Source organism: Enterococcus sp. AZ197 (genome assembly GCF_050556405.1).
In the GTDB taxonomy this organism is placed as follows: Bacteria; Bacillota; Bacilli; order Lactobacillales; family Enterococcaceae; genus Enterococcus; species Enterococcus faecalis.
In genome coordinates, this window is the sequence record NZ_CP187873.1 from 2,485,657 (window position 1) to 2,511,521 (window position 25,865).

Consider the following 25,865-nt stretch of genomic DNA (forward strand, 5'->3'; position numbering starts at 1 on the left):
CAAAATTAGGTAAAATACAGGTAATTAGTCATTTGAGTTTTATTCTATTTTATTCGTAAAGGAGGCAGAAGAATGGATCAACATAAAGCTACCATCAAGAGCATTTCTAAACTGATTACGCTCTCTTCCCAACATTTCTTTTCGGCATTTTTAGAAGATTCTCAAGATCAAAAGAATAAAGAAAAGGAACGCAGTGCGCTTTTACAAGAGCTCCAAGTCGCTGCCGCCCAAAAATCCTTAGTGGTCTTACAATTGAAAGAAGTCCCTACAGCGCATAAATTCGAAACGGTGATCGGCTGGATTGTCTCAAAAAATATTTCGGACAATATCGTCGTTCGTTTACAAACGGATGAACAACAGTTGCGCATGATTCCTGTTGCTTCTGTCATGAAAGTCAGCACGTTAGCTAATCGTCACCAACGTCAAATTCACTAGAATATTGAAGTCTTTATAAAATAAATGGAAACCACCAACCCTGGCGATTGCAGGTTGGTGGTTTCTTTTATTTATGACTTTAGTCAAAATCCCATGAAACTTCTGACTTAGGACTCAACTTATTTCTTAGGAACAAATAATTGCGGTGCTACTTTTGCCAATAAGCCTAGAACTAGACTTACATATAAACAATTGACGACGGTACTTGTACCGTTTAGAACAAAGGAATAGAGATATGGGCTCATTCCTTCTGGTGCATACATGCCCCAAACCAATACACCCGCCCAAAAATGCCAAAACCAGCGGGCGAAGACTGCGACAACACTTCCTAAAATAATCGTACGAATGGCTGATTTTAAACGATTCGCTTGAAAATACAGTTGAATTTTTCTAGCGAATACGCCACCCATTCCTCCAAACGCAAAAGCAAAGGGATATTCAAAAATAATCTGCGGAACGGACAAGAAATTTTTCATGGCTGTACCGAGAATAATATTTAACATGCCCCAAACAAAGCCTGCTGCAACTCCAGGAAGCAACCCACGACGAAACGAATAAAGAACTAATGGGACCATTCCCAACGATAGGTCCAAGCCACTATTGGCAAATTCAATCGGTAAAAAAGAGAGGGCCATTGCCATTGCTGCGACGACTGTTCCTTCTACCCAAATACGTAAATCCATTTTTCTAGCCAAACAAATTTCCTCCTATGTTCTGACGCTCTCAACCACTAATACATCGTTATTTTACCATAGGGACTTTAGAAAAACACGTTTGTCGAACAAGCAAAAAAATAGCTGATCAGCATTTAAGGGAATCAACTCCTACTCAAACGCATGCCAGCTACTTTTTATCCATTAATCGTCCCGCTCAGTTGTCAAAATTTTACCAGAATGAGCATCGATTTTTACCTCTATTTTTTGTTGGCCCTCTTTCACTTTCACTTCCCAATAGGTGATTCCTAATTCTTTCTCTAACTTCCAATCTGTTGCCTGGCCGACTTTCGCTGCTTTTTCAGCCAAGGTTGTGGCTTGTTCTCTGGAAATGATATTTGTTAAATCAAGTGCCTCTTCTTGCATTTTAACGCCATTTTGTTCATCGGCATCCAAGGTTTCGACTTTTTCTTTTGTGAATTCGCCTGTTTCTGCGTTCACTTCAACTTGATATTCTTTTTGCTGATCCACGCCTTCTATTTCATAAAAATAACGTCCAAAATCTGTATCTAACTGCAGACTTGTTATTTTAGCTTCTGGATATTTTTTCTCAAATGCTGTCGTTACTTTTTCTAAAGAGACAGCTACCGCACTTGTCTTCTCTGATGTCGTCGTTGCTTCTTGTTGTACGGATGAACTTGTTTCAGTAGTTGATATTACTGTTTCTTTTTGTTCATTTGTTGATGAAACAGCTGTGGGTGTTTTGGATGTACAGCCAGCTACCAAAAAGAGTGCCAAGCCAGTCATAGAGCCATAGAGTATTTTTTTCATTAAACAACCTTCTTTCCTTTTTATCATTTTATTATACTTGATTTCTCATCCAAATCATAGCTACAAAAAAAAGCCCTACTTTAGTTGATAAAGTTAGAGCTCTCTCAGCCTTCATGGGCCAACATAAAAATTTCACCGAAATCATTCTCTTGTTCAATGTGCCAAATGCGTTTTTCACTATTATAGACAAGCGTTGCCAAAATTTCTTCTTTTTGGTAAGAGGTATTTTTCATCTTGCTAAGTGAATCTTCCACCAAGTAAATAGGAATCCGATATTCTTCTTTATCCACTTCCGTTTGTTGGAAGCAAAAAATAACACCTTCTTGCAAGATACCTTTCATATTTTTAAGTAATTCAGGACTTAATTTTTCGACAGGCGTATTTCGTTTAAAGAAGGCCTTTTTCTGGTTCACTTTCTCTAAAACAACACGTGTAATTTTATCAGCAAAGATTCGATAAAATTCATCAATATAACGATAATAGACACGCGTCATCTGATCTGCAAATTCAAAAAAGACAAAATCATTTTGTAGCTTATAAAAGAAAGGCGAATGCAAACTATTCTTCATGTGTCCAAAATAAAGAAGTTCCGAAATTTCTAATGGCGTTAGCTCTTTTAGCATCGTCACATCGGAAAAGTCAATCCATTTAATTTCTTCAGTCATCCAACGACGTTGTAGCGATTGAAAATAGCGATTGACGCTTTCTTCTCCGCGAATAATTTTCAAGCCTGAATGCATATCGTATTCGCCAGCTTCGGCAGAAGGATCTAATAATAGTAAGTTCTGTGGATGATGCACAATTGAACGAACAAAATCGGAATGGGTAATTCCTTTAGATAAAACCGCGTTGCTGGTTACATCTATATGTACATAAATTAAATCAAGCAAATTCCCATCTCCCCTCTACTAGCCTCCTTACCATTTTACAATATTTTCAAAAGAAAAGCTTGTTTCTTTTACTTTAAAATTCCATTACAAAATGAGGATTTTTTTGAAAAATCAATCGATTCAGTTGTTTTTTATTAAATCAAGGTCCGGCCAGCTTACCTATTCCCCAAAGAAAATAAATAGGTTTTTCAAATAAATTGTGGTAAACTTGATACATTAAAAGGAGGGAGAATATGCGCCCAAAAGAGAAAAAAAGAGGAAAAAATTGGTTAATCAACAGTTTATTAGTTTTACTATTTATCATTGGCTTGGCCTTAATTTTTAACAATCAGATACGCAGTTGGGTGGTTCAACAAAATAGCCGCTCGTACGCCGTTAGCAAGTTGAAACCAGCTGATGTGAAGAAAAATATGGCTCGTGAAACAACGTTTGACTTTGATTCAGTTGAGTCCTTGAGCACAGAAGCGGTGATGAAAGCCCAATTTGAAAACAAAAACTTACCTGTGATTGGTGCCATTGCGATACCAAGTGTCGAAATTAATTTGCCCATTTTTAAAGGATTGTCAAATGTCGCTTTATTAACTGGTGCCGGGACCATGAAAGAAGATCAAGTCATGGGGAAAAACAATTATGCCTTGGCTAGTCATCGAACGGAAGATGGTGTTTCCTTATTTTCACCTTTAGAAAGAACCAAAAAAGACGAACTCATTTATATCACTGATTTATCTACTGTTTATACATACAAAATAACTTCTGTAGAAAAAATCGAACCAACCCGTGTTGAGTTAATTGATGACGTTCCTGGTCAAAATATGATTACCTTAATTACCTGTGGCGATTTACAAGCAACGACGCGAATTGCTGTTCAAGGAACATTAGCAGCAACGACGCCTATTAAAGACGCCAACGACGATATGTTAAAGGCTTTCCAATTGGAGCAAAAAACCTTAGCCGATTGGGTGGCTTAATAAAAAAATCCTTGAAAAGTTTTGACACTTTTCAAGGATTTTTTGCTTTATTTCATCACTTGGCGTTCTTGCTGTTTCAGACGAGCAAAACCATAACGAATACCTGCAAATAATAAAACTAACGGAGATAAGAAAACAGAGATCATTAACCATTCACTTGTATACATACTACTAAAAGATAAATGATACGTGACAGCATACACTAGCGGCAGACTCATTATCAACAATAAATAATACAAACTCAATTCAAAAACATAGGATAAATAACTACTGTTCATCTTACTTCCCTCCTGTCTCTTTTTCCCTGAACAATTTGTTAACACTATTGTACCAAGGGGAAACAGAAAGTACTATCGGACTATAGTCCTAATCTTTCAGCTGTGCTTTTATTTTTTTCAACCATTCTGAGGTACCTGCTTCCACTAAGCGGTAAGTTTCCTCAAAATCACCAGTATAATAAGGATCAGGTACGTCCATGGTTTCTTTACCAGCCACAACTTCCATAAATAAATGAATCCGCCGTTGCTCTTCTTGAGGAGCTAATGCTTTTAAATCTGCCACATTATTCGCATCCATCCCAATGATATAGTCATATTTTTTAAAATCACTTGGCTGGATTTGTGTTGCCCGCATTCCTTGATAGGAAATTCCTTGTTGTTCCAAAATTTTTCTGGTTCCCTTATGTGGCTGACTGCCAACTTCCCAGTGGCTAGTAGCTGCTGAAAACACTTGAATAGTCGATTCTAAACCGGCTTGTTGGACTTTCTGACGAAAAATCGCTTCTGCCATTGGCGAGCGACAAATATTGCCTAAACAAACAAATAACACAGTTACCACAACGTTTCACTCCTTCATAAAACTTTTTATCCGTCACACATTACTCATTGGCTTCTTGTTCATACAAATGATAAGCCATAAATTCTGTATCTTTCGCTAAACGGAATAATTGCGTCGCCATTTCCAAAGGAGTCTGAGGATATTCCTCAAGAATCCATTTCGTTAAGACGCCGCTACATCCATAAGAAAAGAAATTCGCATAAAATTGTTTGTCTTTATCTGTTAAATGGTTCTCAACATCGACTTGTTCAAATAATGAAATAAATAAGCGATTGGTCGAAGCGGAAAAAACATTAAGAAGAACTTCTGAATCTGAGGTCACCGTTGTATAGTAAAAATGACTCTTCTCTTTAATCGCTTTTAATAACTTCAGGGCTTGTTCCTCCCAGTTTTCCAAACAAATATCTGTTTCTAAGTAAATCAATGCATCGTGACGATAAATCCAACGTAATAAATCATATTTATCTGTAAAGTGATAATAAAATGTTTGACGATTCAAGCCCACTTTTTTGGTAATATCTTGGACACTTATTTTACGAAAATCCTTTTGTTCACATAATTCTATTAAAGCTGAAGCGATTGCTTGTTTTGTATCGTGCGTTCCGCTCATGCTGATTCCTCCGCTCCTAATATGTATATACCTCTATAATTGCAAAAAAACGGCCAGATTACAATATTTTCAGATACATTTTATGCATATATTTAAAATTAAATGAATAAAAAAAGCGGCAACTAACGATTTTTGTTAGTTACCACTCCTTGTTATCAATTATTAATAGATGACTATTTAGCCTGGAAAACGCCATACAACAGCGCGGAATCCTGCTGGTGGTGCTGGTGACCAGTTAGAGTTAGAAGAAACATAACCAGAACCTCCTGGGTTGTTCGCTTCAACGATTTGAACACTTCCACCACTTACACCTGTAACTAAGACAGTATGCACGCCACCAATCCAGCTATCTGGACTATAGGCACTTTCATATTGAACAACATCGCCTGGTTGCACGTTACTCCAGCTAACTTGTGTTGCGCCAGAAGCAACATAGCCACTGTTTGGACCACCATAACCGAAGTTAATACCGCCTGCCGCTAACCAGCGACGAACAGATACTAAACATTCGCCTGGTTGATTCCAACCTGTTGCATAAGAATTACCAACATCTGCTAAAGCTGCATTAATTGCGGCTTGTTTTCCTGAAGTCACGCCACCATTCCCTGGTTTTACTTCATTACCTTTTTCAGGAGTCGTTGGGTTAGTTACAGGAACTTCTTTTTCTTTTTCAGGTGCTGCTGCAGGTGTTGTTACAACACTTTCTGTTTCAGTACTTGAAGTTGTTGTTTCTTGCGTTGTGGTACTTTCAGTAGTTGTTGATGATTCTACTACTGGTGTTGCGGCTTTTTCTTCAGCAGCAGATGCTGCTGCCTCATTAGCTGCTTTTGTTGCTTGCGCTTGCTCTGCTGCCGCTTTTTGTGCTGCGGCTTGTGCTTGCGCTGCCGCTTGTTCTTCTGCTTTTTTAGCAGCTGCACGTTGGCGTGCTTGTTCTTCTGCTAAACGTTTTTCCGCTTCTTTTTTCTGTTTAATGAAGCCGTCTTTTTTCCCTTGTTCTTCAGAACGTTGTGCTTCTAAATCATTTTTAGCCACTTCTTGTTGAATCTTCAATGTTTTTAATGATTCTGTTTTGTCATTTAATTCTTTTGTTGCTGCTTCTAATTCAGCAATTTGTTTTTCAACATTCTTTGTTTTCTTTTCAACAGTCGCTTTGTCTTCTTTTTGTTGTTCTAGTAATTCATTGTTGGCGCTCATCATTGTTGAGACCGCTTGAACGCGACCAATTGCATCTGCTACTGAATCTGCATCTAAGACAGCATCAATAATTGAATCACTTTGACCATTCACTTGGACATCGCGTGCTTGTTTTGTCATTTGTACTTCACGTTTTTGAATACGGACATTCAAATCAGAAATTTCACTATATAATTTAGATACTTCTGATGATAGCTTGTTCTTTTTAGCTGTTAATGTATCGATTTGTTTGGCCGTTTCAACCATATCATTTTCAATCGCGGCAACTTTTGCTTCTGCATCTGACATTTGGCTAGTTAACGCATTAATTTTTTGATCTTGTTGTTGAATCTTTGTATCGTATTCATCTGCAAATGCTGCGGATGGCAACGCTACGCTTGTTAAGGTAATGGAACATACCATTAGAGCCGATAATACACTTTTCTTCAATCTGTTGTCCTCCGAAAATCCTTTTTTTGTTAAGCTTTTTTATTATTTATTAAAATTTGAATAAATTTCTCTTTTTCAACGATAGAGCAATTGTAGCATAGCTGTATGTCACTGAGATAATATGGATGTTACAGTAATATTTCAATTTTCTTCTTGTAAATGACAAAAAAAAGCTTCACTTTTTTCACAACTTTCTTCATGGCTCCAGGGTAAGCTTCTCATTGTTTTGTTATTTAAAGAAAATAAAAAAAAGCGAAAAATGCTAACAAATGAGCATTTTTCGCAAACGAACAAAATTTTCAATTTTTATTTTACGGAAAACAGTTTTTTCAGCGGATAAGATAAAATAACATACCACACCATGTTCAATAGCAATGTAGGTCCCAACACACGCGTAATAAATAAAATCGGGCTGACATCTGCTAAATGAAAGGCCACTTGAATCAGTACCGCAATCAGTTCATACAACGTGGTAAAAATAACGATCCCAAAAAAACCAGTTAGTAAATTTGTTTGAATTACTTCTTTAAATGTATACATCAACATAACCGAAAGCGTCAGTGCAACTGTATAAATCCCGATAATGCCAATGTAGTAGCTATCGCAAATAAAGCCTAAAATTAACGAAGTAATTAATAAATAACGTTTAGAAAAATTAGGAACGGCAAACATAAACGCAAGTAATAGCAGATGAGAACTGGCGAAGTAAACATTACTTGTCCACGTTTCAAAAGACTTTGTTAAATGAGCATCAATTAACATTAAGAAAAACAAGAGAATAGGTGTGACGTATTTTAAATACTCTTTCCGAATCATTCGCTTTCCCCTGCCGATCTTTTCACGACCGTCACAACAGAGATACCATAGACATCCGCATAAGGTTTCACATACACTTCACGATCTAAACCAAAACTATCTGGTTTCACTTTAATAACTGTCCCTACCGCTAAATCGGCTGGGGAATTACCACCTAAGCCAGAAGTCTGAACGACATCGCCTTCTTTCAGAGTGGCATCGCCAGTTAATTGTGACACAATTAATGCATTCGTCTTATTGTCGTAATTTTTAAGTAAACCAAATGATTCGCCATTTGCGGAAGTTACTCGCACAGGGAAATGGTTCGAGTTAACATTTTTAGACGTTAGTAGTTCCACTTTTGCAGTCGTTGCATTGACTTCAATAACACGCCCCACTAACCCTTTTTGCGCCATGACCGCCATGCCCGCTTCAATGCCGTCATTGGTTCCTTTATCGATAATTAATAAGTCTTGCCAAGTATCAGGCGAACGCGTAATGACATTCGCAGTTACTTTTTCATAGTTGGCCAACGTTTCGTTCAGATTCAATTCTTGTTTTAAACTATCAATTTCGCGTTTATAGTTATTGTTTTGGACAGCTAATTCATTATAGCTATCAATTTTTTCTTTTAGACGTTCGTTTTCTTTAAACGTGTTAATTAAATTGCCCATTGAAGACAAGCCATTTTCCACCACACGAGCTGGAAAAGAAATTACACGATCCACCATACTAACGCTATTGTTGACGCCACCTTGAACGACATTGGTTTTGCCTTTTTCAGAACGTTGCGCAGCAGTTAAACTAATAATGGTTACTAAAATAATGACTAAAATTAAGGTAATGATTATATTTTTATTTGGATTAAATTTTTTCACAAAGACACCCCAGATATTCTTCAGACTGATAGTATTAATTTTACCACTAATTGACTATAAACAAAAGAGTTGGCGATCGTCTTTAGCTTTTTTTATCATTTCTTTTTTAGGGCTTGTTTTCAACGAAAAAACCAACGAAAAGAAAGGAAGCTTCCTTGGTTTTCGTTGGTTTAAAAAGAAATTATTTTTCTTTGTTTTCTTCGTTTAATAATGCTTTTCTTGACACGTTGACACGGCCTTGTTTGTCAATTTCAGTTACTTTGACAAGGACTTCGTCGCCTAATTTCACGACATCTTCAACGTTGTTCACACGTTCGTTTGCTAATTGAGAAATATGGATCAAGCCATCTTTGCCTTTAATTAGGTTAACAAACGCACCAAATTTTTCAATGCGGACAACTTTTGCTAAGTAAACTTGACCGACTTCGACTTCTTTGGTTAATTCTTCAATAATCTTGATGGCTTTTTTAATCATTTCGGCATCTGATGAAGCAATACTTACGTTACCGTCTTGATCGATATCAATCTTAACACCAGTTTCATCAATGATGCTGTTGATTGTTTCGCCACCTTTACCAATGACATCTTTAATTTTCGCTGGTTTAATTTGAATCATTTCAATTTTCGGTGCATATTGACTTAATTCTTCACGAGGAGCAGCAATCGTTGTTGTTAATTCTTCTAGAATTTCCATCCGTGCTTTCTTCGCTTGGTCTAATGCTTCCGTTAAAATTTGTTCTGTAATTCCTTGAATTTTGATGTCCATTTGTAAAGCAGTGATTCCGTCTTTCGTTCCCGCTACTTTAAAGTCCATATCGCCAAGGTGGTCTTCTAAGCCTTGAATATCTGTTAAGATTGTATAGTTTTCACCATCACTAACAAGACCCATTGCAATACCTGCAACTGGCGCTTTAATTGGCACACCCGCATCCATTAATGCTAATGTTCCCGCGCAAATACTTGCTTGTGAAGAAGAACCATTTGATTCTAACACTTCTGCCACTAAGCGGATTGTGTAAGGGAAGTCTTCTTCTGATGGAATAATTTGTGCTAAGGCACGTTCACCTAACGCACCGTGACCGATTTCACGACGACCTGGTGAGCCCGCGCGTCCTGTTGAACCAACAGAGAATTGTGGGAAGTTATAATGATGGATGAAACGTTTGCTATCTTGGACACCCAACCCATCGATAATTTGATGTTCCCCTAAAGGCGCTAATGTACAAACGGATAAAGCTTGTGTTTGACCCCGAGTAAATAAGCCAGAACCATGCACACGTGGTAAAATACTTACTTCTGATGATAAATGACGAATTTCGTCTAATTTACGGCCATCCGGGCGAATCTTATCGATCGTGATTAACTCACGTACGACATCTTTTTCAAGATCTTCCGCAATTTGTTTCACTTCTTTTAGTAATTGCGCTTCTTCTTCGTGTTCCGCAAATTTTTCAGCGTAAACTTCTTTGACTGTATCTTTTACTTTGTCAATTTCAACTTCACGTGCTAATTTTTCTTCCGTCATTACGGCTGTTTTCATTGTATTATAGTACGCATCAAAAATTTCTTTTTTAAGATCAGCGTCCACTTGTAATAAGTCCACGTCCATTTTTGGTTTACCTACAGCGGCAACGATTTCTTCTTGGAACGCTACTAGTTCTTTAATGGCATCAAAACCGAAAAGTAAGGCACCTAACATATCTTCTTCTGATACTTCTTTAGCACCACTTTCAACCATGTTGATGGCTTCTTTTGTTCCAGCAACAGTTAATTCAATATCTGTTTGTTCTGCTTGTTCTACCGTTGGGTTTAAGACATATTCGCCATTAATACGGCCAACGTCAACACCAGCAATTGGTCCATCAAACGGAATATCTGAAATTGCTAACGCTAAGGAAGACCCAAACATTGCAGCCATTTCTGGTGTACAATCTTGATCCACACTCATAACGATGTTCGTGATTTGGACTTCGTTACGGAAGCCTTCTGAGAACATTGGACGAATAGGACGGTCGATTAAACGAGCGGTTAATGTCGCACGTTCACTTGGACGACCTTCACGTTTAATGAAGCCGCCAGGAATTTTTCCTACCGCATACATTTTTTCTTCATAGTTTACAGTTAATGGGAAAAAGTCTACATCTTTTGCTTCTTTAGAGGCAACAGCAGCACTTAAAACGACCGTATCGCCGTAACGTACTAAGACAGCTCCATTGGCTTGTTTGGCTAATTGGCCGATTTCTACTTCTAGTGGGCGGCCGCCCCAAGTTGTTTTAAAGACTTGTTTTTCTGTCATAATTCTTCTCCTTTACTCTTGCTCTTTGGAAAAGTCAGACGGCTACTAAACAAATGAAAAAGTAACAAGTCGTTGCTGCTCTTTCATTTGGTTAGTAGTTCCTAAAAACTTTCCAAAGAGGACCTTCAATAGTGACAATAAGATAAAAAGCGAGATTCTGATTGAACCTCGCTTTATACGTAATGATTAACGACGTAATCCTAAACGTTGGATCAATTCGCGGTAACGTTGGATGTCAGTTTTACGTAAGTAAGCTAACAAGTTACGACGGTGACCGATTTTTTTCATTAAACCACGGTAAGAATGGTGATCTTTTTTGTGTGTACGCGCATGTTCGTTCAATTGGTTAATGTCTTCAGTTAAGACAGCAATTTGTACTTCTGGAGAACCAGTATCTCCTTCATGACGTGCGTATTCTTTAATGATTTCGTTTTTTCTTTCTTGTGAAATTGCCATTTGTTCCACCTCTTTCTCTATTATTCGTCTGATCACTGAGTGAAGCGTTGGTGACTCGCTAAACCAAGTGATAGATGGTGTGTTTCCACACAAGCTTACTTTACAGGAAACACCGCTAAAATGCAAGCTTAATCTCTATTATTCGATAGTTTTTTTAAACAATCTAGCCCCTTTTTTAGTGATTTTGTGATACACTAAATGGTGGTAAACAACTGATTATTTCAGCGCATGAATAAATAAAAGAAGAATTTTTTTATGTTTCAAAGGAGGAACCATTGAATGATTACAATGAAAGATATTATTCGCGAAGGGAATCCCACACTTCGTGCTGTGGCAGAAGAAGTGCCTGTCCCTATCACTGAGGAAGACCGACAATTAGGCGAAGACATGTTGACTTTCTTAAAAAATAGTCAAGATCCAGTCAAAGCCGAAGAATTACAATTACGTGGTGGCGTTGGTTTAGCTGCACCACAATTAGATATTTCTAAACGAATTATTGCTGTCCATGTTCCTAGTAACGACCCAGAAAACGAAACGCCTTCATTAAGTACGGTAATGTACAACCCTAAAATTTTGAGCCATTCTGTGCAAGATGTATGTTTAGGTGAAGGGGAAGGCTGTTTATCTGTCGATCGGGATGTGCCTGGGTATGTCGTTCGCCATAACAAAATTACCGTCAGTTATTTTGACATGGCTGGCGAAAAACACAAAGTTCGTTTAAAAAACTACGAAGCGATTGTGGTTCAACATGAAATTGATCATATTAATGGCATTATGTTCTACGATCATATTAACAAAGAAAATCCATTTGCTTTAAAAGAGGGCGTTTTAGTCATCGAATAAAAAAAACTGGGCCGTTTGTTTTCAGACAAACGGCCCAGTTTTTTTAAATGGCCTTCATTTCTTTTAAGGCTTTCCAAATGCCATCATTATCATTTGTATCTGTGACCATCGTGGCCACTTTTTGAATGGAAGGACTCGCGTTGCCCATTGCGACGCCAATCCCTGCATGGCTTAACATTTCTCGGTCATTTTCGCCGTCCCCAAAGGCAATGATATTTTTTGCATCAATGCCCACACGTTTAGCTAAATACGTTAACGTAGCTGATTTTGAGCCATCTTTAGGCACAACATCTACGCTATGTTGATGCCAGCGAATAAAGCGAAATTCTGGGTATTCTTCTTCAAACGTACACTGATCTTCTGCGTCATAAAAAGCCAACGCTTGGTAAATATCATTTTGACGATAAAAGTGTTCATCATAAGCAGGTGAATGAAAATGAAAAGAGTTCATCGCAATTTCCATTTTTTCAGCACGGTGCTGGTTGCTCTTCTTAATATCATCTAAGCCCACACAAGCAAATCCTAAGCCGCGTTGATCACTGTCTTGTGCCAAACGTTCCAACGCTTCAGCGTGCAATAAATTTTGATAATATTGCTCATGATCCACAAAAGCCGCGGCGCCATTACATAATACGTAATTAGTAAAATCTAAATCCCAAATCACCTCTTGCGCCATATAACGACTTCTGCCAGTTGCCAGCGTAACTAAGTGTCCTTGCTCCCGCAATTTTGCTAGCGCTTCTCTCGTGCTATCCAATGCTTTCTTCTCCGAATTTAACAACGTCCCATCAATATCAAATGCAAAAAGTTTTCTTTCCATCATTTCTCCTTATTCGCTCGCTTTCGCTAAATATTTACTGCCTTCTCGTTGTGCTAAAGGACTCAACACTAATTCTTTCATCAATTCCTCGACCCATTGCGGATTCGTTTTACTATATTGGCGTAATGACCAGCCAATCGCTTTTTGAATGAAGAACTCCTCTGTAGTTCTATCATAAATAATCGCCTTTTTCAACAGGTCCTGATTGGTCTTTTCTTTCAACATCAACTGTAAATTCAGCGCAACACGCCGATTCCAGAAATTTTCAGCGCCATAAAAAAGGGCAAAAATCGTTGGCAATTCAGTCAGATGCAACGCCACCCACGACCCAAAAAATTTTCGCCAAGCATCCACACTATCCCACCATGCTTTTTGTGGAACATAGGCTTTAAACGCTACGACCTCTTCTAATGAAAATCTCCGAACATTTTGAAGGGCTAAATCAATAGCGACATACTGATATTCTCGTTCTGTTTTTTGATAATAAGCCTCAATCTCTTGGCATAATTTTTCCTTTGGCCACGTATGACTTTCTTTTAAAAGTTGTTTACTTAACGCTTGACGTTCTGGGGCGGGGATGCCTGCAAAAACAAATTGGTGTTTCATATAAGCAGACATTTTTACTGCTGTTTCTGGGTTCTTCTGAAATTGAAGTGTGTCCATTCCTTCGCTCCTTATAATAAAAAAACTATACTAAAACAGTGTACCATGTTTTAGTATAGTTGGTTGGTCAATTAATCAAAATACGTTAAGTTTTTGTTGTCTTTATCTAACCAGGCATAGCCGAGACCCATAATTAAGCCACCACCGATAAAGTTACCGATAAAGGCCCAGAACAGATTATGAACAACATTACCAGCTGTGAAAGCTTCAATTGCGCCGTTCGAAGCAAAGTAAGCTAAACTGAAGGCTGGGAAGTTGGCAATCACGTGTTCAAAACCAAGGAACGCAAAGATAAAGATAATGAAAATAATGGCCGCGACTTTGCCGGCGTCATCTTTCATTCGCATACTCACTAATACGGCTGTATTAACTACAATATTGGCGAACATAGCTTCAACTAAAATCTGTAGGGTGGTTTTTTCTAATTTTCCAGCAATCGATGTAAAGAAGAAACTATCTTTTGGCAAATCTTGGAACGGCACCGTAAGTGATACCAAGAAACCAAACAAGACGCCACCAATTAAATTGAATAAGATACAGGTAAATAAAATTTTTGCAGCTAAGGAAAAGTTGACTTTTTTACGATAGACCCCAACAGTCATGTACAACATATTCGAGGTACCAAGTTCGGCATTCATATATAAAATCATCACAAGTGACCAACTGAACATGAAGGCGTAAAGCATTTTCCCTAAACCATGAGAAATTCCTTCTCCTTTAATTGCGATTGCAAAAGCAACAGCTGTTCCCAACGTTAAAAATAGACAAGCAAGCATTGCACGAACAGCGTAGCGGGAAAAGCTGTTTGAGAATAAATTCACTTTCTTGTCGATGGATTTATCAATTTGTTCAAACAATGGTGAACCAGACTTCATTGTAAACTCCCTTTCATTCCGTTTTCAACTTATATTTTCAAAACATCTCCCCTTATTCTAATGAGGAAAAGTGTTTTTGTCTACCTTTTTTTCATATTTCACTTTAAAACCTTGACGTTTCCTATCCTATTAAGTATACTAGATTTTGTGTAAAATAATTGCAGCAGAAGAATAATAACTCGTCAACAGTTCATTGCCAAACTTGGTTCAACTGCGTAACCGCGGCTGCAAAGGCGAAGGTTGAAGAATGAACTGAACGAATATGAATTTTTCATCTAATTATTTTACTCCAAAAAAACATTTATTTATTGGAGGAATTTTTAATGTCTCGTTATACTGGACCATCATGGAAAGTATCTCGTCGTCTAGGTATCTCTTTATCAGGTACTGGTAAAGAACTAGCTCGTCGCCCTTACAAACCAGGACAACACGGACCTAACAGCCGTGGTAAAGTTTCTGAATACGGAATGCAATTAACTGAAAAACAAAAATTACGTCATATGTATGGCATGAACGAACGTCAATTCCGTACGTTGTTCATTAAAGCAAGCAAAATCAAAGAAGGTAAACACGGTGTTAACTTCATGGTTTTACTAGAACAACGCTTAGATAACGTTGTTTACCGTTTAGGTCTTGCAACTACTCGTCGTCAAGCACGTCAATTAGTTAACCATGGTCACATCACTGTAGACGGCAAACGTGTTGATATTCCATCATACCACGTTGAAGTTGGTCAAGTGATCGGTGTTCGTGAAAAATCTCAAAACATCTCAACAATTAAAGAAGCGGTTGAAGCAACTGTTGGACGTCCAGCATTCGTAAGCTTTGACACTGAAAAATTAGAAGGTAGCTTCACTCGTTTACCAGAACGTGATGAACTTTACCCAGAAATCGACGAAGCACTTGTCGTTGAATACTACAACCAAAAACTTTAAGATTTCAAAAGGTCGAACTACGGTTCTTACCTTCTTTCAAAACCTTGCCTTTCTTGGGCAAGGTTTTTTTCTTTGCCCTCTTTACAAAATGGTTCACTTCCGCTAAACTATTGTTAACCAAATAAAACAATTGGTTAACAATAGAAAGTGAGGCTTCTTATGAATAAAGCATCGTTACGCTCTTTAATTTTAGCAGCAGAATTCGCTGTGATTATTGCTGTACTTTCACAATTTACAATTCCATTGGGGATTGTCCCACTAACCGGGCAAACATTTGCCATCGGCTTAACCGCTACCGTTTTGGGCAAGCGAACGGGGACCTACGCTATTTTAATTTACTTCTTATTAGGATTAATTGGTTTACCCGTTTACGCTGGGATGTCTAGCGGGTTCGGTGTACTCTTTGGACCAACTGGCGGCTATTTAATCGGCTTTATCTTTAACGGCTTATTAACTGGTTATATTTTAGAAAAAACAACCTTTAACTATACTTGGGCCATTATCGCAAATATTGCCGGTGCCTTAGTTACCTTAGTTTTCGGCATGATTTGGTTGAAATATTCCGCAAATCTGCCGTGGCCAAACGCTTTCGCTGGCGGGTTTGCTCCGTTTATTATTCCTGGTATCATCAAGGCTGTCGCAGCTGCTTATGTTGGTATTTTAATTCGCCAACGCTTTATGAAACGTTTTTTAGCACATCTTTCTTAAGGGGAAAACTTTTTTCTTTTCCTTGTCTGTAGTACACTAAAAGGACAAAGGAGTGAAGTCCATGTCCTCATTATTAAAACGATTGGTTCAGTTGGTTTTGTTAGTCGTCGCTGTCTTGCTAATTCGACACTATGTTTTCTCCCCTGCTGCAGTGAATGGCTCTTCAATGGAACCAACACTTCATAACAACGACCGTTTATGGGTGACCTCGATTAAAAAACCACAGCGCTTTAATATTATCGCTTTTCCCAGTCCTCGCAACGGCCAACGAGTAGCCAAACGTTTAATTGGTTTACCTGGCGAAACAGTCGAGTATCGCGATGATACCCTTTATATTAATGGTGTATCACTCAGTGAAGATTACTTAGCAAGTGCTAAACGAAATGTCTCTAAAAATGAAAATTATACCCAAGATTTTACGCTAGAGACCTTAGAAGCCACCCAATCCCTGACCGTTCCAGAAGGCATGTATTTTGTCTTGGGGGATAATCGCCCGCGCTCAGATGACAGTCGTTACTTTGGCTTTGTTAAACAAGCGAGCGTGGAAGGTGTTTTGACTTTTCGTTATTATCCATTAGATAAAATTGGCTTTCCATAAAATAATAAACCGCCCTCAAAAAGTTAGACTTTTTGAGGGCGGTTTACTATTTTTTTAAGGTCCAGTGACTAAGTTCCACGTCACCGTTCCTTGATATTTCTCATTTATTTTCCCTTGATTGGCAGGGACTTCTAATTTCACATTGGCAAAATCAAAATCTAATTGATAGACATCATTACCTGTAAATTGGTTATTAAGAATTACTGGTGTAGATGTACCGTCACTCGTCAAAGCTAAGGTTTTCGTAACCCCAACTTTATTTGTTAACTCTGTGACTTGATTATAGTTTTCGATTGCTATAACATCCGCACTTCCTAATAATAAACGCGTACTAGTTGGCAAACTATCAGCTGATGCTGTTAACTGTGACAATTGTGCTGTTAACTGCCAATTAGGTTGGCTTGTCTTTATTCGTAGATATGGATTACGTGTGCCGTTGCCATAGTAATCAGCTGCTTTTTTCAGTCCGTACTGCTTAGTGCTACTGTTAATCGTAATTTTCCCAAAATCAAATGTTGGTGTACTAATGAAACCTTCTTCTACTGGTGTTGGCGTAATCGTTTGATCTTCTCCTTGAATACGTACAAAGTTACTAGCTGTCACTGCAGAAAAGTTTCCACTAGATGTCATTTCTGCGGTTAAAAGTTGTCTTGGTTCTCCCGTGATTTTCGCTGTACCCACTGTCACTAAGGCTTCACCGTTCACAGGAATCTCTATATCCAAATTAACCCCTGCTTGCCATTGTTCTGCCGTCACTGGAATAATTTTATTTGGTGTATTACCAATACGAACAGCTAATTGTGTCGGTACCGAAATACCTGCCGCCCATTTGGCAGTTGGGGCTAGTTTAACGTTGGTCAATGGAACTTCACTGGTGTTTCTTAGTCTAACTGTCCAAACCATAGAAGCTTCATTTGGGATCACTTCTAGTAACCGACTAACCGTCATTTCTGTTGTTGGCTGGACTTCCTCATAGACTGCTGTCATGTCGTCTTTATCGTCGTAAGTCACAGCGTAACTTGGTGTTTTAGTCGTTGTCAAGGTACCTGGTTTGGTGTTACCTTTGTACCAGCCTCTGAACTTATAGAATTTGTCTCCTGTTGTATAAGTGTCTGGTAAGGCTTTCGTACTAGCGTAAGTGAAATTATCACTATCAATCACTGTTTGTTTTCCTTGCGTGAAGCCTGTTGGCGGTGTAATTTTAGCGCCGCTTGGATCCACAAAGTTTTCAGTGACTCGGCGATTTTCTAAATAATAGTAGATTGTTCCCTCTGGAGAAGCTAGGTTATAGTTTTTTCCGACTGTCCCTGAATAAATTCCCATAGCATACAACGTGTTATTCGGGTCCCATGTCCAAAAAGCTCGTCTGGTTCTAAAAAAAGTTCCAGCGTCAGTTAATTTGAAGGCTTCTGCTCCGTCAGCTTGAGAAACAACCGTATATGGCGCTTCTATATTTTTCCGGACCTCTTTGCTCATAGGATACTTTGTTTTGTCTCCCGTATAAGTAGCTAGCGGTGTAATCGACATTGTCTTATATTGTTTAGGAATCGTATGATTAACAGACCTTGCACCGTATGTCTTAAGCTTCTCTATCGGGAAATCATATGACTTGCCAGGAATCGATAATTTTTTTAATTTACTCATCACTTCATCAGTTCCTTGGATTTTCCCTAATACTGTTGATTCAGTTTCGTCACTTTCACCTAATTCGGCTTCTACAGAAAAGCCTGCTGTATTCAATAGGTTACCTGCATCATCAACATAACCAAAGTACACATCTTTGGCTGGTAAATTATACGTTTTCATCACGACTTCTTCATAGACTACCGTCAAATCATCATCATCATTATAAGTGACTGGATAACTGGGAGCTTTGGTCGTCGTCAAGGTGTCTGGTTTGTTTTTACCTTTGTACCAGCCTTTGAACTGATAGGTTTTCGTGCCGACTTTATAGGTATCTGGCAAATCTCCGCTTTGCTTAAAGGTGTACGAATCACTAGTAATTACTGTTTTTTTCCCTTGAGTGAAACCCGACGGTGCGGTGATTTTAGTACCATTGGTATCTACGAAGTTTTCCGTAACACGACGATTTTCTAGGTAAAGATACATCCGCGCATTTTCATCTAGCGTATAGATAATCGGTTCTACTCCTTTACCAGTGCTAGTAGCACTTAGTAGTGTCGCAAGCCTAACATTTGCAGGCATTGATGACCAGTATATACCGCTCATCGTAAACTTTTGTGGATCTGTTGTCGGGTCAAGACCAATTCGCCATCCAGTTGTATCGATGTCACTTTTGACGCCACTTCTTAAACTAAGACGATACGTTTCTGGAATAGGATAGGCTGTACCTGTATAATTAGGGCCAGGTTGATACGTTACGGTTTTATACATTTTGGGCAACGTAAAGGTTGCATTGCGAACTCCATATTGCAACTGTGTAGGTCTTTCTGTATCGAAAGCCCGACCTGGTATAGTGATTTCTTTTACTGCGCTATTATTGTTAGTCGGAACTGGGCCAATTGGCGTTACTTTGCCATCCGCAACCTCAACTAATTCTCCAGTAAAGCCATAACGATCAGCAAATGTCAGACCTCCTGTTTCATTGATAAATAGGACACGATACATGCGATCAGGCAAAGTCACTGGATTCTGAATCGCCTTATTCATCACCTGAACAGATGACATTCCTTTTCCTTCTTGAATCGCCTCATACACCACCGTCAAATCGTCATTCCCATCATAGGTCACCGCATAGCTTGGCGCTTTGGTCGTGGTCAAGGTATTTGGCTTGGTTTTGCCTTTGTACCAGCCTTTGAATTTGTAGGTTTTGCCGTTGCTTGCTTTGTAAGTGTCTGGTAAGGTGCCAGCTTGTTTGAAGGTGAAAGCATTGCTGGTCATTGGTGTTTTCTTGTTTTGGGTAAAACCTGTTGGCGGTGTAATGGCTACGCCGTTAGCATCTACGAACTTTTCGGTGACTTGTTTACGGGTGACTTTGTAAACCATTTTTGATTTGATTGTATTTGTCCCATCAAATCCACGTAATATAATAGAGTCATATCCTTGAGCTACCCAATCAGGATAGCCACCACTGGTTATCGACAAGCTATTTGGCTGTATGATTTCAAAAGAATCCAATGTATTTTTTTGGAAGGTCCTATCCTTATTTGTTTCACTTATTGGCGTTACTCTTCCTTCCTCAATACTATCGTCAAAAATACCTGTCGTTGTATTAAATCCTTTGTATATATACAAATACCAGTAACTGTCTGCTGTAGCATCATATTCAATGCTCTCCACAAATTTCAATGACGTCGTAATAGTTAACTTGTCTAAAGTAAACGTTACTCGATACTTGGTACCAGGAGTTGTTCCACCAGCACCATATTTTTCTATGAATTGCGGAGTCAAGGGAAGCCCCGCACGATTATTGATACTTAAAATATAGGAACCCGTACCATTTGCCTGACCGTATAGTTTATCATAAGGTGCAGGTAAAGCAGATAGTGGCCCATCTGCGCCCCCACTTCGTGCTAGATAATTTCCCGAAAAACCTAAGGGTGTTGTAAACGGCGCACCAGTTTCATCCACAAAATCATACTGAACTTTCGGATAAACAACTGTTTTTAAGGGGATTCCTCTCGACTCAATTTTGGGTGAATTTGCCTCTGAGGAGGATGTCGGAGCCTCGGTTGATTGCACAGTTGCTCCTTGATTATCCTCTTCTGAAGTATCCTGTAATGCAGCATCCATTTCGTTATGTCCTTGTTGATTCTTGGTCTCTATTGCCTGTTCGGTTTGTTCTGTTGCTACTTTTTTCTCTGTTTCTGTACTTGTTACTGGTTCAGCTGTTTCTTCTGTCTGGTTACTTTCTTTCGGCACAGTTTCTGCAACAGCTGTGACTCCCGCGAATGAATTCACTAATAACGAGCAACATAATCCAAATGTTGCTAAGTGTTTAAATTTAATCTGTTTCATGTTGCTCCTTCTTTCTATGTACCATTCCCGCCAAGCCCAATTAAGGCTCTTCTCCTTTTTATGTATTGGTTTATTGTTCATTGGTATATGTACATCTTTTAATTTTCTCCATTATTCTATCAAAAAAAGGCGGACTTGAAATTTCAAATTTTGCTACAGACAAGTGACTTTTCCGACGATTCCTATTATACCAAGGCGGAAGAGCACTTTTTCACTAGAAAAACACTCGAAAATTAAGAGAATCTACCATTTCGCTACTGATTTTCAGCCAAATTCCTTAATTTACATAAACAAAAGCTCAAAATGTTAGTGTTTGATACTAACATTTTGAGCTTTCCTCATGATAACTTAACTATTTTAAGGACCTGTCACTAAGTTCCACGTAACTGCAGCTTGGTATTGTTGGCCTTTGACTCCTTGATTGGCTGGCACTTCAAGTTTGACATTGTTGAAGGTGAAGTCCAACTGATAAATATTACTCCCAGTGAATTGCTGGTTGGCAATAATCCTAGTGGCCGTGTTGTTGGCATTCAAGCTAATGGCACTCGTAGTACCGACCGCATTTTTCAACTCGGTAGGTTGGTTGTAATTTGAGAAACTCGAAACAGGCGCCGTCCCTAATAATAAGCGGGTTGCTGTAGGCAAGCTGTCTGTCGCTGATTTCGGTTGCGACAGTTGCGCCGTTAAGCTCCAATTCGCTTGGGTTTTCTTGATCCGCAGATAGGGATTGCGTGTGCCGTTGCCATAATAATCAGCGGCTTTTTTCAAGCTGTGCTGTTGCGTGCTTCCCGCTACCCCAACTTGACCAAAATTGAACGTTGGAACACTGATGAAGCCTTCAGCCGTTGGTGTTACAATTGCTTGATCATTGTCTTTCACACGTACGGTGGCCGAAGTAGAAACACCACTGTAATTCCCACTGGTGGTAATCCCAGCGCGCAAAACTTGCCCCGCTGTCCCCGTCGCTTTCGTAGTGAACTGAACCGTGGCAGATTTTCCTACGGGAATGTCAGTGCCTAAGCTAACACCATTGGTCCACGTAGTCGCTGTGACGGGAACTGTTTTTGCGGTTCCGCCAGCTGGCGTGACAATCATGGCGGTTGGTGCTGCTAAGCCAGTTGTCCAAGCGGTTGATTTCTTGATGGTCGCCGTGGTTAGTGGCGCTTGGCTTGTATTGGTAATTGTGGCACGCCAGGTGACATTGCCGCCGCTAGTCACGGTTTCAGCGGTAGTGCGCGTTAAAGCGACACTTGCTTTCGGTACTTCTTCCTTATACATCGCCGTCATGTCGTCATTGCCATCAAAGGTTGTATTGTATGTTGGCGTAGTGCTTGTTGTTAAAGTATTAGGCTTGGTTTTACCTTTGTACCAGCCTTGGAAAATATAAGTTTTACCGCCTGTTGTATAACTAGCTGGTAAAGCTCTTGCCGCTGTGTACTTGAAAGTGTTGCTAGTCATGGGAATCTGGTTCCCCTGCGTGAATCCTGTTGGTGGCGTGATTTTAGTGCCGTTGGCGTCCACGAAGTTTTCGGTGACTTTGCGGTTGGTTAGATAGTAGTAAATTGGTTTATCTAACATATGATATAATCCTTTGTCAACTGAGTCAGCAGGATCATAAACGATTTCTCGTAAATTATAAGGCACCTGGACGTCTGCTGGTGCAGCTGCCGTTGTTTGGTTAAAGATAAAAGATTGATTATTACTTTTCTTTAATTGAAACAATTGAGGTCTGCTACTTAACGGAGTTGTAGAAGTATTAACTTTTATAGTCGGAAATGGATACGCTGTATCAAAGGTACCATTCTTATTATAAACACTTATATTTTCATAATACTTGGGTATTTTGAATGTTAAGTTAGCGGCACTATATTGTGAAATTCGTCCATTCATTATTTCTAAAGAATGGCTAGGATAAACAATCTCTTTCAAATTATTTTTTGTTAGTGCGACTTGCCCTTTTTCAATACTAGTTGTTTTCCAACCATCGACAGATGATAACAGTTCTCCATGCCAATTGTCATACGTCAAATCAATCGTTGAAGCATCTACTCGTTTGCCAGACTCGTCTACGAACCCGAATTGATAGGTCAGCGCTGGGAAATCAAAAGCTTCAATCTCCTCATACACCACATTCAAATCATCATTATCATCATAAGTCACCGCATAGCTTGGTGCTTTGGTGGTGGTCAAGGTGTTTGGCTTGGTTTTGCCTTTGTACCAGCCTTTGAATTTGTAGGTTTTACCGCCTGTTGTATAGGTGTCTGGTAAGGTGCCACTTTGTTTAAAGGTGTATGGGTCACTGTTAATTACTGTTTGTTTTCCTTGCGTAAAGCCTGTTGGTGGCGTGATTTTAGTGCCGTTGGCGTCCACGAAGTTTTCGGTGACACGGCGGTTGGTTAGATAGTAATAGATTGGACCTTGAATCGTATAGTACATTGCTTTCCCCGTAAGAAAACTCGATACATATCTTAAATAAAATGGAAGCTGAACATTTTCGGGAGCGGCGGCTGTTGTTCTATTGAACACAAACTCCTGTCCTCCATTATTCTTTAATTCAAAATATTGAGGAGTATTATTTATTTCCGCACCTGATGGGTTTAGTATACTTGGATAAGGATATGCGGCATCAAAACCACCTTGTTGATTTTGTATACTGATGGATTTATAAATTCTTGGAAGCTGATATCTTAAGTTTACTGCACTAAATTGAAATGAATCATTACTATTCGTTTCAAGAGATTGAACTGGGTATATGATTTCTTTAAGATTATTTTTTGTATTTGCCTTAATCCCTGTTTCTATTTTAGTAGTTGCCCATGCTGATGGGATATTGTTGGGTGGCTCAGTACCAATACCGTACCAATTATCATATGTCAAATCAATCGTGGAGGCATCTACTCGCTTACCTGATTCATCAACAAACCCAAATTGATATGTACGACTAGGAAATTCTAAAAACTCAATCTCCTCATACACCACCGTCAAATCATCATCATTGTTATAAGTCACCGCATAGCTTGGTGCTTTGGTGGTGGTCAAGGTGTTTGGCTTGGTTTTGCCTTTGTACCAACCTTTGAACTTATAGGTTTTGCCGTCTGCTTGATAGGTATCTGGCAAGGTGCCACTTTGTTTAAAAGTGTACGCTTCACTATTAATAACCGTTCGCTTCCCTTGTGTGAATCCTGATGGTGGTGTAATTTTTTGTCCGTTACTATTAACAAAATTCTCATAAAGCTTTTTGTAATAAATATAATAATTAATAGTAGCACCAGAATTCCCTTTATTGAACTGTCCTGTTGTTCCTACAAGATTGTCACTAAACATAATATTGGTGCTTACTCCGCTATTAGAACTACGATTCGTTATACGCCATGTCTTACCAGTCGCTTTAGTAAAGTTATATGTTGAAATATCATAGTTACTTCTCGTATAAGTTGTTGATGTGTACGCTCTGGAAGTCATCACACCTGTTCGGCTGTCTGGAAGTGTTGCTTTAGGTGGTGCTAACACAATTTTATCAATTCTATTGGTGGTAGCTGTAGCAAAATTAATCGCAATATCGTTACTAAAGAAAAACCACGAACCCCCGTTACTAGTACCTATATTTTTTAGTCCTGTATCAAACCTATAAAGCCCACTACCAGCATTTGTCATAGTTAAAGGATATCTTAACAGCGTCCCTTCTACTCTCGAATTGGTTGATTTAAATAATACTGGGTTTATGGAAAGACTCATTTGTTCCTTACTAGCCACTCCATCCTCATCGTAAAATTTTAAATTCCCTTTCAAACCTAAGTTACCAGAAAATCTATCCACATACGTCATTTCATTTCGTCTATTCACTGCGCCAAATCCATTAAATCGAATCGTGGAATCGATATATTTTTTTTCGTTGTGTGTACCCGAAGTAATTCTTGTCTGAAAATACAATGTTTTGATATACCCAGTATTTCCAGAAGTTCGCCCGTGTAGACGATTGATAAATGCAGTGACCGTCCTAGTCGACTCTGTCCAAACAAAATATTCGCCACCACTATTGGCATTATGAGAGCCTTCTCCTATAACTACATTTTGTTCCTCGGGGCCAACTTTGATAATAACTGACGTTGGTCTAGTCATTCCAGCTGCCAATTTTGATTCAATTCGAATCGGACCAACAATATCTGAATTTGTATCATCTGTTGTAATATTTTCCAGTTTCATTCGATAATCAACTACATCGTTAAGACGAACCGTGGTTCTATTCGTGGTTCCTGTAGCTGCCCAGACAAATGCTCTAGGCATAATTTTCGCTTGAATACCAGATGGTTCCAGCAGATTTTCTTCTTGAGCTATTTCCGTTGTATCTTCTTGTTCCACTGTTTCCTGTGTCACTTCTTCCCGACTCGTTTCAGTCGTTTCTTGACTGCTTTCCGTACTTTCTGGCGTTGCGCTACTTGCTGATGTTGCTTCCTTAGCGCTACTTGCTACTGTCGGACTACTTTCAATCGTGATGTTTTCCGCAACTGCGGTCGCGCCAGAAAAGGCGTTAATCACTAAAGAACTACACAAGCCAATGGTTGCTAATCGTTGCCACTTAGTTTGCTTCATGTCGTCCCTTCTTTCTCTGGACCATTCCGACAAGACCAATCAAGACAAGACCAAGAATGCTAAGATTTGCCTGACTCTTGCTTCCTGTACGAGGGAGCTGCGAGCCAGCTGTGGTGGTCTGTATCGAACCACCACTTCGTTGATCTCCTTGCAGAGGACCAGCTGGTTCCTTGGGATCCGCAGCTGGCTCATCTGTTTTCGGTGGGGCATCTTTAGGAGCGGGTGTTGCCGGATTTTGGTAAAATTCAATTCCCACCGAACTAGAACCACCCTCAGATGCTTCAACATTTATAAAAAAACTAGGGGAAAATAGTAAACACGCAATTATTAAATAACGCTTTTTTTTCATTTAAAAACCTCCTTTTAACTCATTCACATTCTTCTATATAAAGAATGCGTAAACAACCTTTTTCATACCTTTATAATAGCAAAGAACTCTTTGTTCAAAACATCATTTTTTTTCATTTGACAACATCTATTCGCGAAAATCCCTTATTAAGCAAGGGTTGCTACTCTTGTTATTTAAGCAAAAAAGGCTATCAAAACGTACTTTTCCATAGAAATCAGCCAGTCATCCCTTAAT

General features: G+C 39.0%; 23 protein-coding genes. 6 read left to right on the plus strand and 17 right to left on the minus strand.

All coding sequences use genetic code 11. The features are described 5' to 3' along the window. Positions 1-72 precede the first annotated feature (72 nt). On the plus strand, positions 73-435 hold the full coding sequence (locus tag IGK82_RS11995; protein ID WP_002354999.1) for a hypothetical protein: 363 nt from the start codon (positions 73-75) through the stop codon (positions 433-435). Between the two features lie 119 nt (positions 436-554). Here the strand turns inward: IGK82_RS11995 and thiT are convergent, their stop codons facing one another. From thiT to IGK82_RS12010, 3 genes are all read right to left on the minus strand, one after another. Continuing rightward, on the minus strand, positions 555-1,130 hold the full coding sequence (gene thiT, locus IGK82_RS12000) for an energy-coupled thiamine transporter ThiT (RefSeq protein WP_002354998.1): 576 nt from the start codon (positions 1,128-1,130) through the stop codon (positions 555-557). 162 nt (positions 1,131-1,292) lie between these two features. Continuing rightward, on the minus strand, positions 1,293-1,946 hold the full coding sequence (locus IGK82_RS12005; RefSeq protein WP_025191775.1) for a PepSY domain-containing protein: 654 nt from the start codon (positions 1,944-1,946) through the stop codon (positions 1,293-1,295). Between the two features lie 77 nt (positions 1,947-2,023). After that, complete coding sequence (locus IGK82_RS12010) at positions 2,024-2,809, minus strand: hypothetical protein (RefSeq protein WP_002354996.1); 786 nt, start codon at positions 2,807-2,809, stop codon at positions 2,024-2,026. A gap of 233 nt (positions 2,810-3,042) precedes the next feature. Between IGK82_RS12010 and IGK82_RS12015 the strand changes: the two genes are divergently transcribed. After that, complete coding sequence (locus IGK82_RS12015) at positions 3,043-3,777, plus strand: class A sortase (protein ID WP_002354994.1); 735 nt, start codon at positions 3,043-3,045, stop codon at positions 3,775-3,777. A 47-nt stretch (positions 3,778-3,824) separates the two neighbouring features. On the opposite strand, the gene IGK82_RS12020 is transcribed toward IGK82_RS12015, so the two are convergent. The 8 genes from IGK82_RS12020 to rpsO all read right to left on the minus strand — a co-directional run bounded on the left by IGK82_RS12020 (position 3,825) and on the right by rpsO (position 11,272). Then, positions 3,825-4,055, minus strand: a complete 231-nt coding sequence (locus IGK82_RS12020; protein ID WP_002385239.1) for a hypothetical protein — start codon at positions 4,053-4,055, stop codon at positions 3,825-3,827. 88 nt (positions 4,056-4,143) lie between these two features. Then, positions 4,144-4,614 carry a low molecular weight protein-tyrosine-phosphatase gene (locus tag IGK82_RS12025; RefSeq protein ID WP_002378799.1) on the minus strand — a complete coding sequence of 157 codons (471 nt, stop codon included), beginning with the start codon at positions 4,612-4,614 and terminating at the stop codon, positions 4,144-4,146. Between the two features lie 40 nt (positions 4,615-4,654). Beyond that, complete coding sequence (locus tag IGK82_RS12030; RefSeq protein WP_002354991.1) at positions 4,655-5,224, minus strand: TetR/AcrR family transcriptional regulator; 570 nt, start codon at positions 5,222-5,224, stop codon at positions 4,655-4,657. 177 nt (positions 5,225-5,401) lie between these two features. Further along, complete coding sequence (locus IGK82_RS12035) at positions 5,402-6,820, minus strand: CHAP domain-containing protein (protein WP_016622078.1); 1,419 nt, start codon at positions 6,818-6,820, stop codon at positions 5,402-5,404. Between the two features lie 333 nt (positions 6,821-7,153). Continuing rightward, on the minus strand, positions 7,154-7,663 hold the full coding sequence (mreD, locus tag IGK82_RS12040; RefSeq protein ID WP_002354987.1) for a rod shape-determining protein MreD: 510 nt from the start codon (positions 7,661-7,663) through the stop codon (positions 7,154-7,156). Continuing rightward, on the minus strand, positions 7,660-8,520 hold the full coding sequence (mreC, locus tag IGK82_RS12045) for a rod shape-determining protein MreC (protein ID WP_002383273.1): 861 nt from the start codon (positions 8,518-8,520) through the stop codon (positions 7,660-7,662). Before mreC ends, mreD begins: the two co-directional genes overlap by 4 nt. A 181-nt stretch (positions 8,521-8,701) precedes the next feature. Continuing rightward, positions 8,702-10,816 carry a polyribonucleotide nucleotidyltransferase gene (pnp, locus tag IGK82_RS12050; protein ID WP_002367402.1) on the minus strand — a complete coding sequence of 705 codons (2,115 nt, stop codon included), beginning with the start codon at positions 10,814-10,816 and terminating at the stop codon, positions 8,702-8,704. Between the two features lie 186 nt (positions 10,817-11,002). Further along, positions 11,003-11,272 carry a 30S ribosomal protein S15 gene (gene rpsO, locus IGK82_RS12055; protein ID WP_002354983.1) on the minus strand — a complete coding sequence of 90 codons (270 nt, stop codon included), beginning with the start codon at positions 11,270-11,272 and terminating at the stop codon, positions 11,003-11,005. A gap of 279 nt (positions 11,273-11,551) precedes the next feature. Between rpsO and def the strand changes: the two genes are divergently transcribed. Further along, positions 11,552-12,115, plus strand: coding sequence for a peptide deformylase (def, locus tag IGK82_RS12060; RefSeq protein WP_002354981.1), 564 nt, complete (start codon positions 11,552-11,554; stop codon positions 12,113-12,115). A gap of 43 nt (positions 12,116-12,158) precedes the next feature. Here def and IGK82_RS12065 read toward each other — a convergent pair whose 3' ends face one another. The 3 genes from IGK82_RS12065 to IGK82_RS12075 all read right to left on the minus strand — a co-directional run bounded on the left by IGK82_RS12065 (position 12,159) and on the right by IGK82_RS12075 (position 14,473). Next, positions 12,159-12,935: an HAD family hydrolase gene (locus IGK82_RS12065; RefSeq protein ID WP_002361040.1), complete on the minus strand. Its 777-nt coding sequence runs from the start codon at positions 12,933-12,935 to the stop codon at positions 12,159-12,161. Between the two features lie 9 nt (positions 12,936-12,944). Then, a complete protein-coding gene (locus tag IGK82_RS12070) occupies positions 12,945-13,598 on the minus strand; it encodes a DNA alkylation repair protein (protein WP_002394021.1) in 654 nt (217 codons plus the stop codon). Positions 13,599-13,669: 71 nt separating this feature from the next. Further along, a complete protein-coding gene (locus IGK82_RS12075) occupies positions 13,670-14,473 on the minus strand; it encodes a formate/nitrite transporter family protein (RefSeq protein WP_002365340.1) in 804 nt (267 codons plus the stop codon). 323 nt (positions 14,474-14,796) lie between these two features. On the opposite strand from IGK82_RS12075, the gene rpsD reads away from it, so the two are divergent. The 3 genes from rpsD (at position 14,797) to lepB (ending at position 16,714) form a co-directional block, all read left to right on the plus strand. Beyond that, entirely contained in the window at positions 14,797-15,408 is a 612-nt protein-coding gene (rpsD, locus tag IGK82_RS12080) for a 30S ribosomal protein S4 (protein ID WP_002365342.1), read from the plus strand. 159 nt (positions 15,409-15,567) lie between these two features. Next, positions 15,568-16,116 carry a biotin transporter BioY gene (locus IGK82_RS12085; RefSeq protein WP_002354975.1) on the plus strand — a complete coding sequence of 183 codons (549 nt, stop codon included), beginning with the start codon at positions 15,568-15,570 and terminating at the stop codon, positions 16,114-16,116. A 61-nt stretch (positions 16,117-16,177) separates the two neighbouring features. Continuing rightward, positions 16,178-16,714 carry a signal peptidase I gene (gene lepB, locus IGK82_RS12090; protein ID WP_010709940.1) on the plus strand — a complete coding sequence of 179 codons (537 nt, stop codon included), beginning with the start codon at positions 16,178-16,180 and terminating at the stop codon, positions 16,712-16,714. A 54-nt stretch (positions 16,715-16,768) separates the two neighbouring features. On the opposite strand, the gene IGK82_RS12095 is transcribed toward lepB, so the two are convergent. The 3 genes from IGK82_RS12095 to IGK82_RS12105 form a co-directional block, all read right to left on the minus strand. Then, complete coding sequence (locus IGK82_RS12095; RefSeq protein WP_430605113.1) at positions 16,769-20,692, minus strand: WxL domain-containing protein; 3,924 nt, start codon at positions 20,690-20,692, stop codon at positions 16,769-16,771. 357 nt (positions 20,693-21,049) lie between these two features. Continuing rightward, positions 21,050-25,282, minus strand: coding sequence for a WxL domain-containing protein (locus tag IGK82_RS12100; protein ID WP_104670516.1), 4,233 nt, complete (start codon positions 25,280-25,282; stop codon positions 21,050-21,052). Beyond that, the gene (locus IGK82_RS12105; protein WP_010709943.1) at positions 25,269-25,631 is read right to left on the minus strand and encodes an LPXTG cell wall anchor domain-containing protein; all 363 of its coding nucleotides are present in this window, start codon (positions 25,629-25,631) and stop codon (positions 25,269-25,271) included. The genes IGK82_RS12100 and IGK82_RS12105 overlap by 14 nt, the downstream gene beginning before the upstream one ends. Positions 25,632-25,865 lie beyond the last annotated feature (234 nt).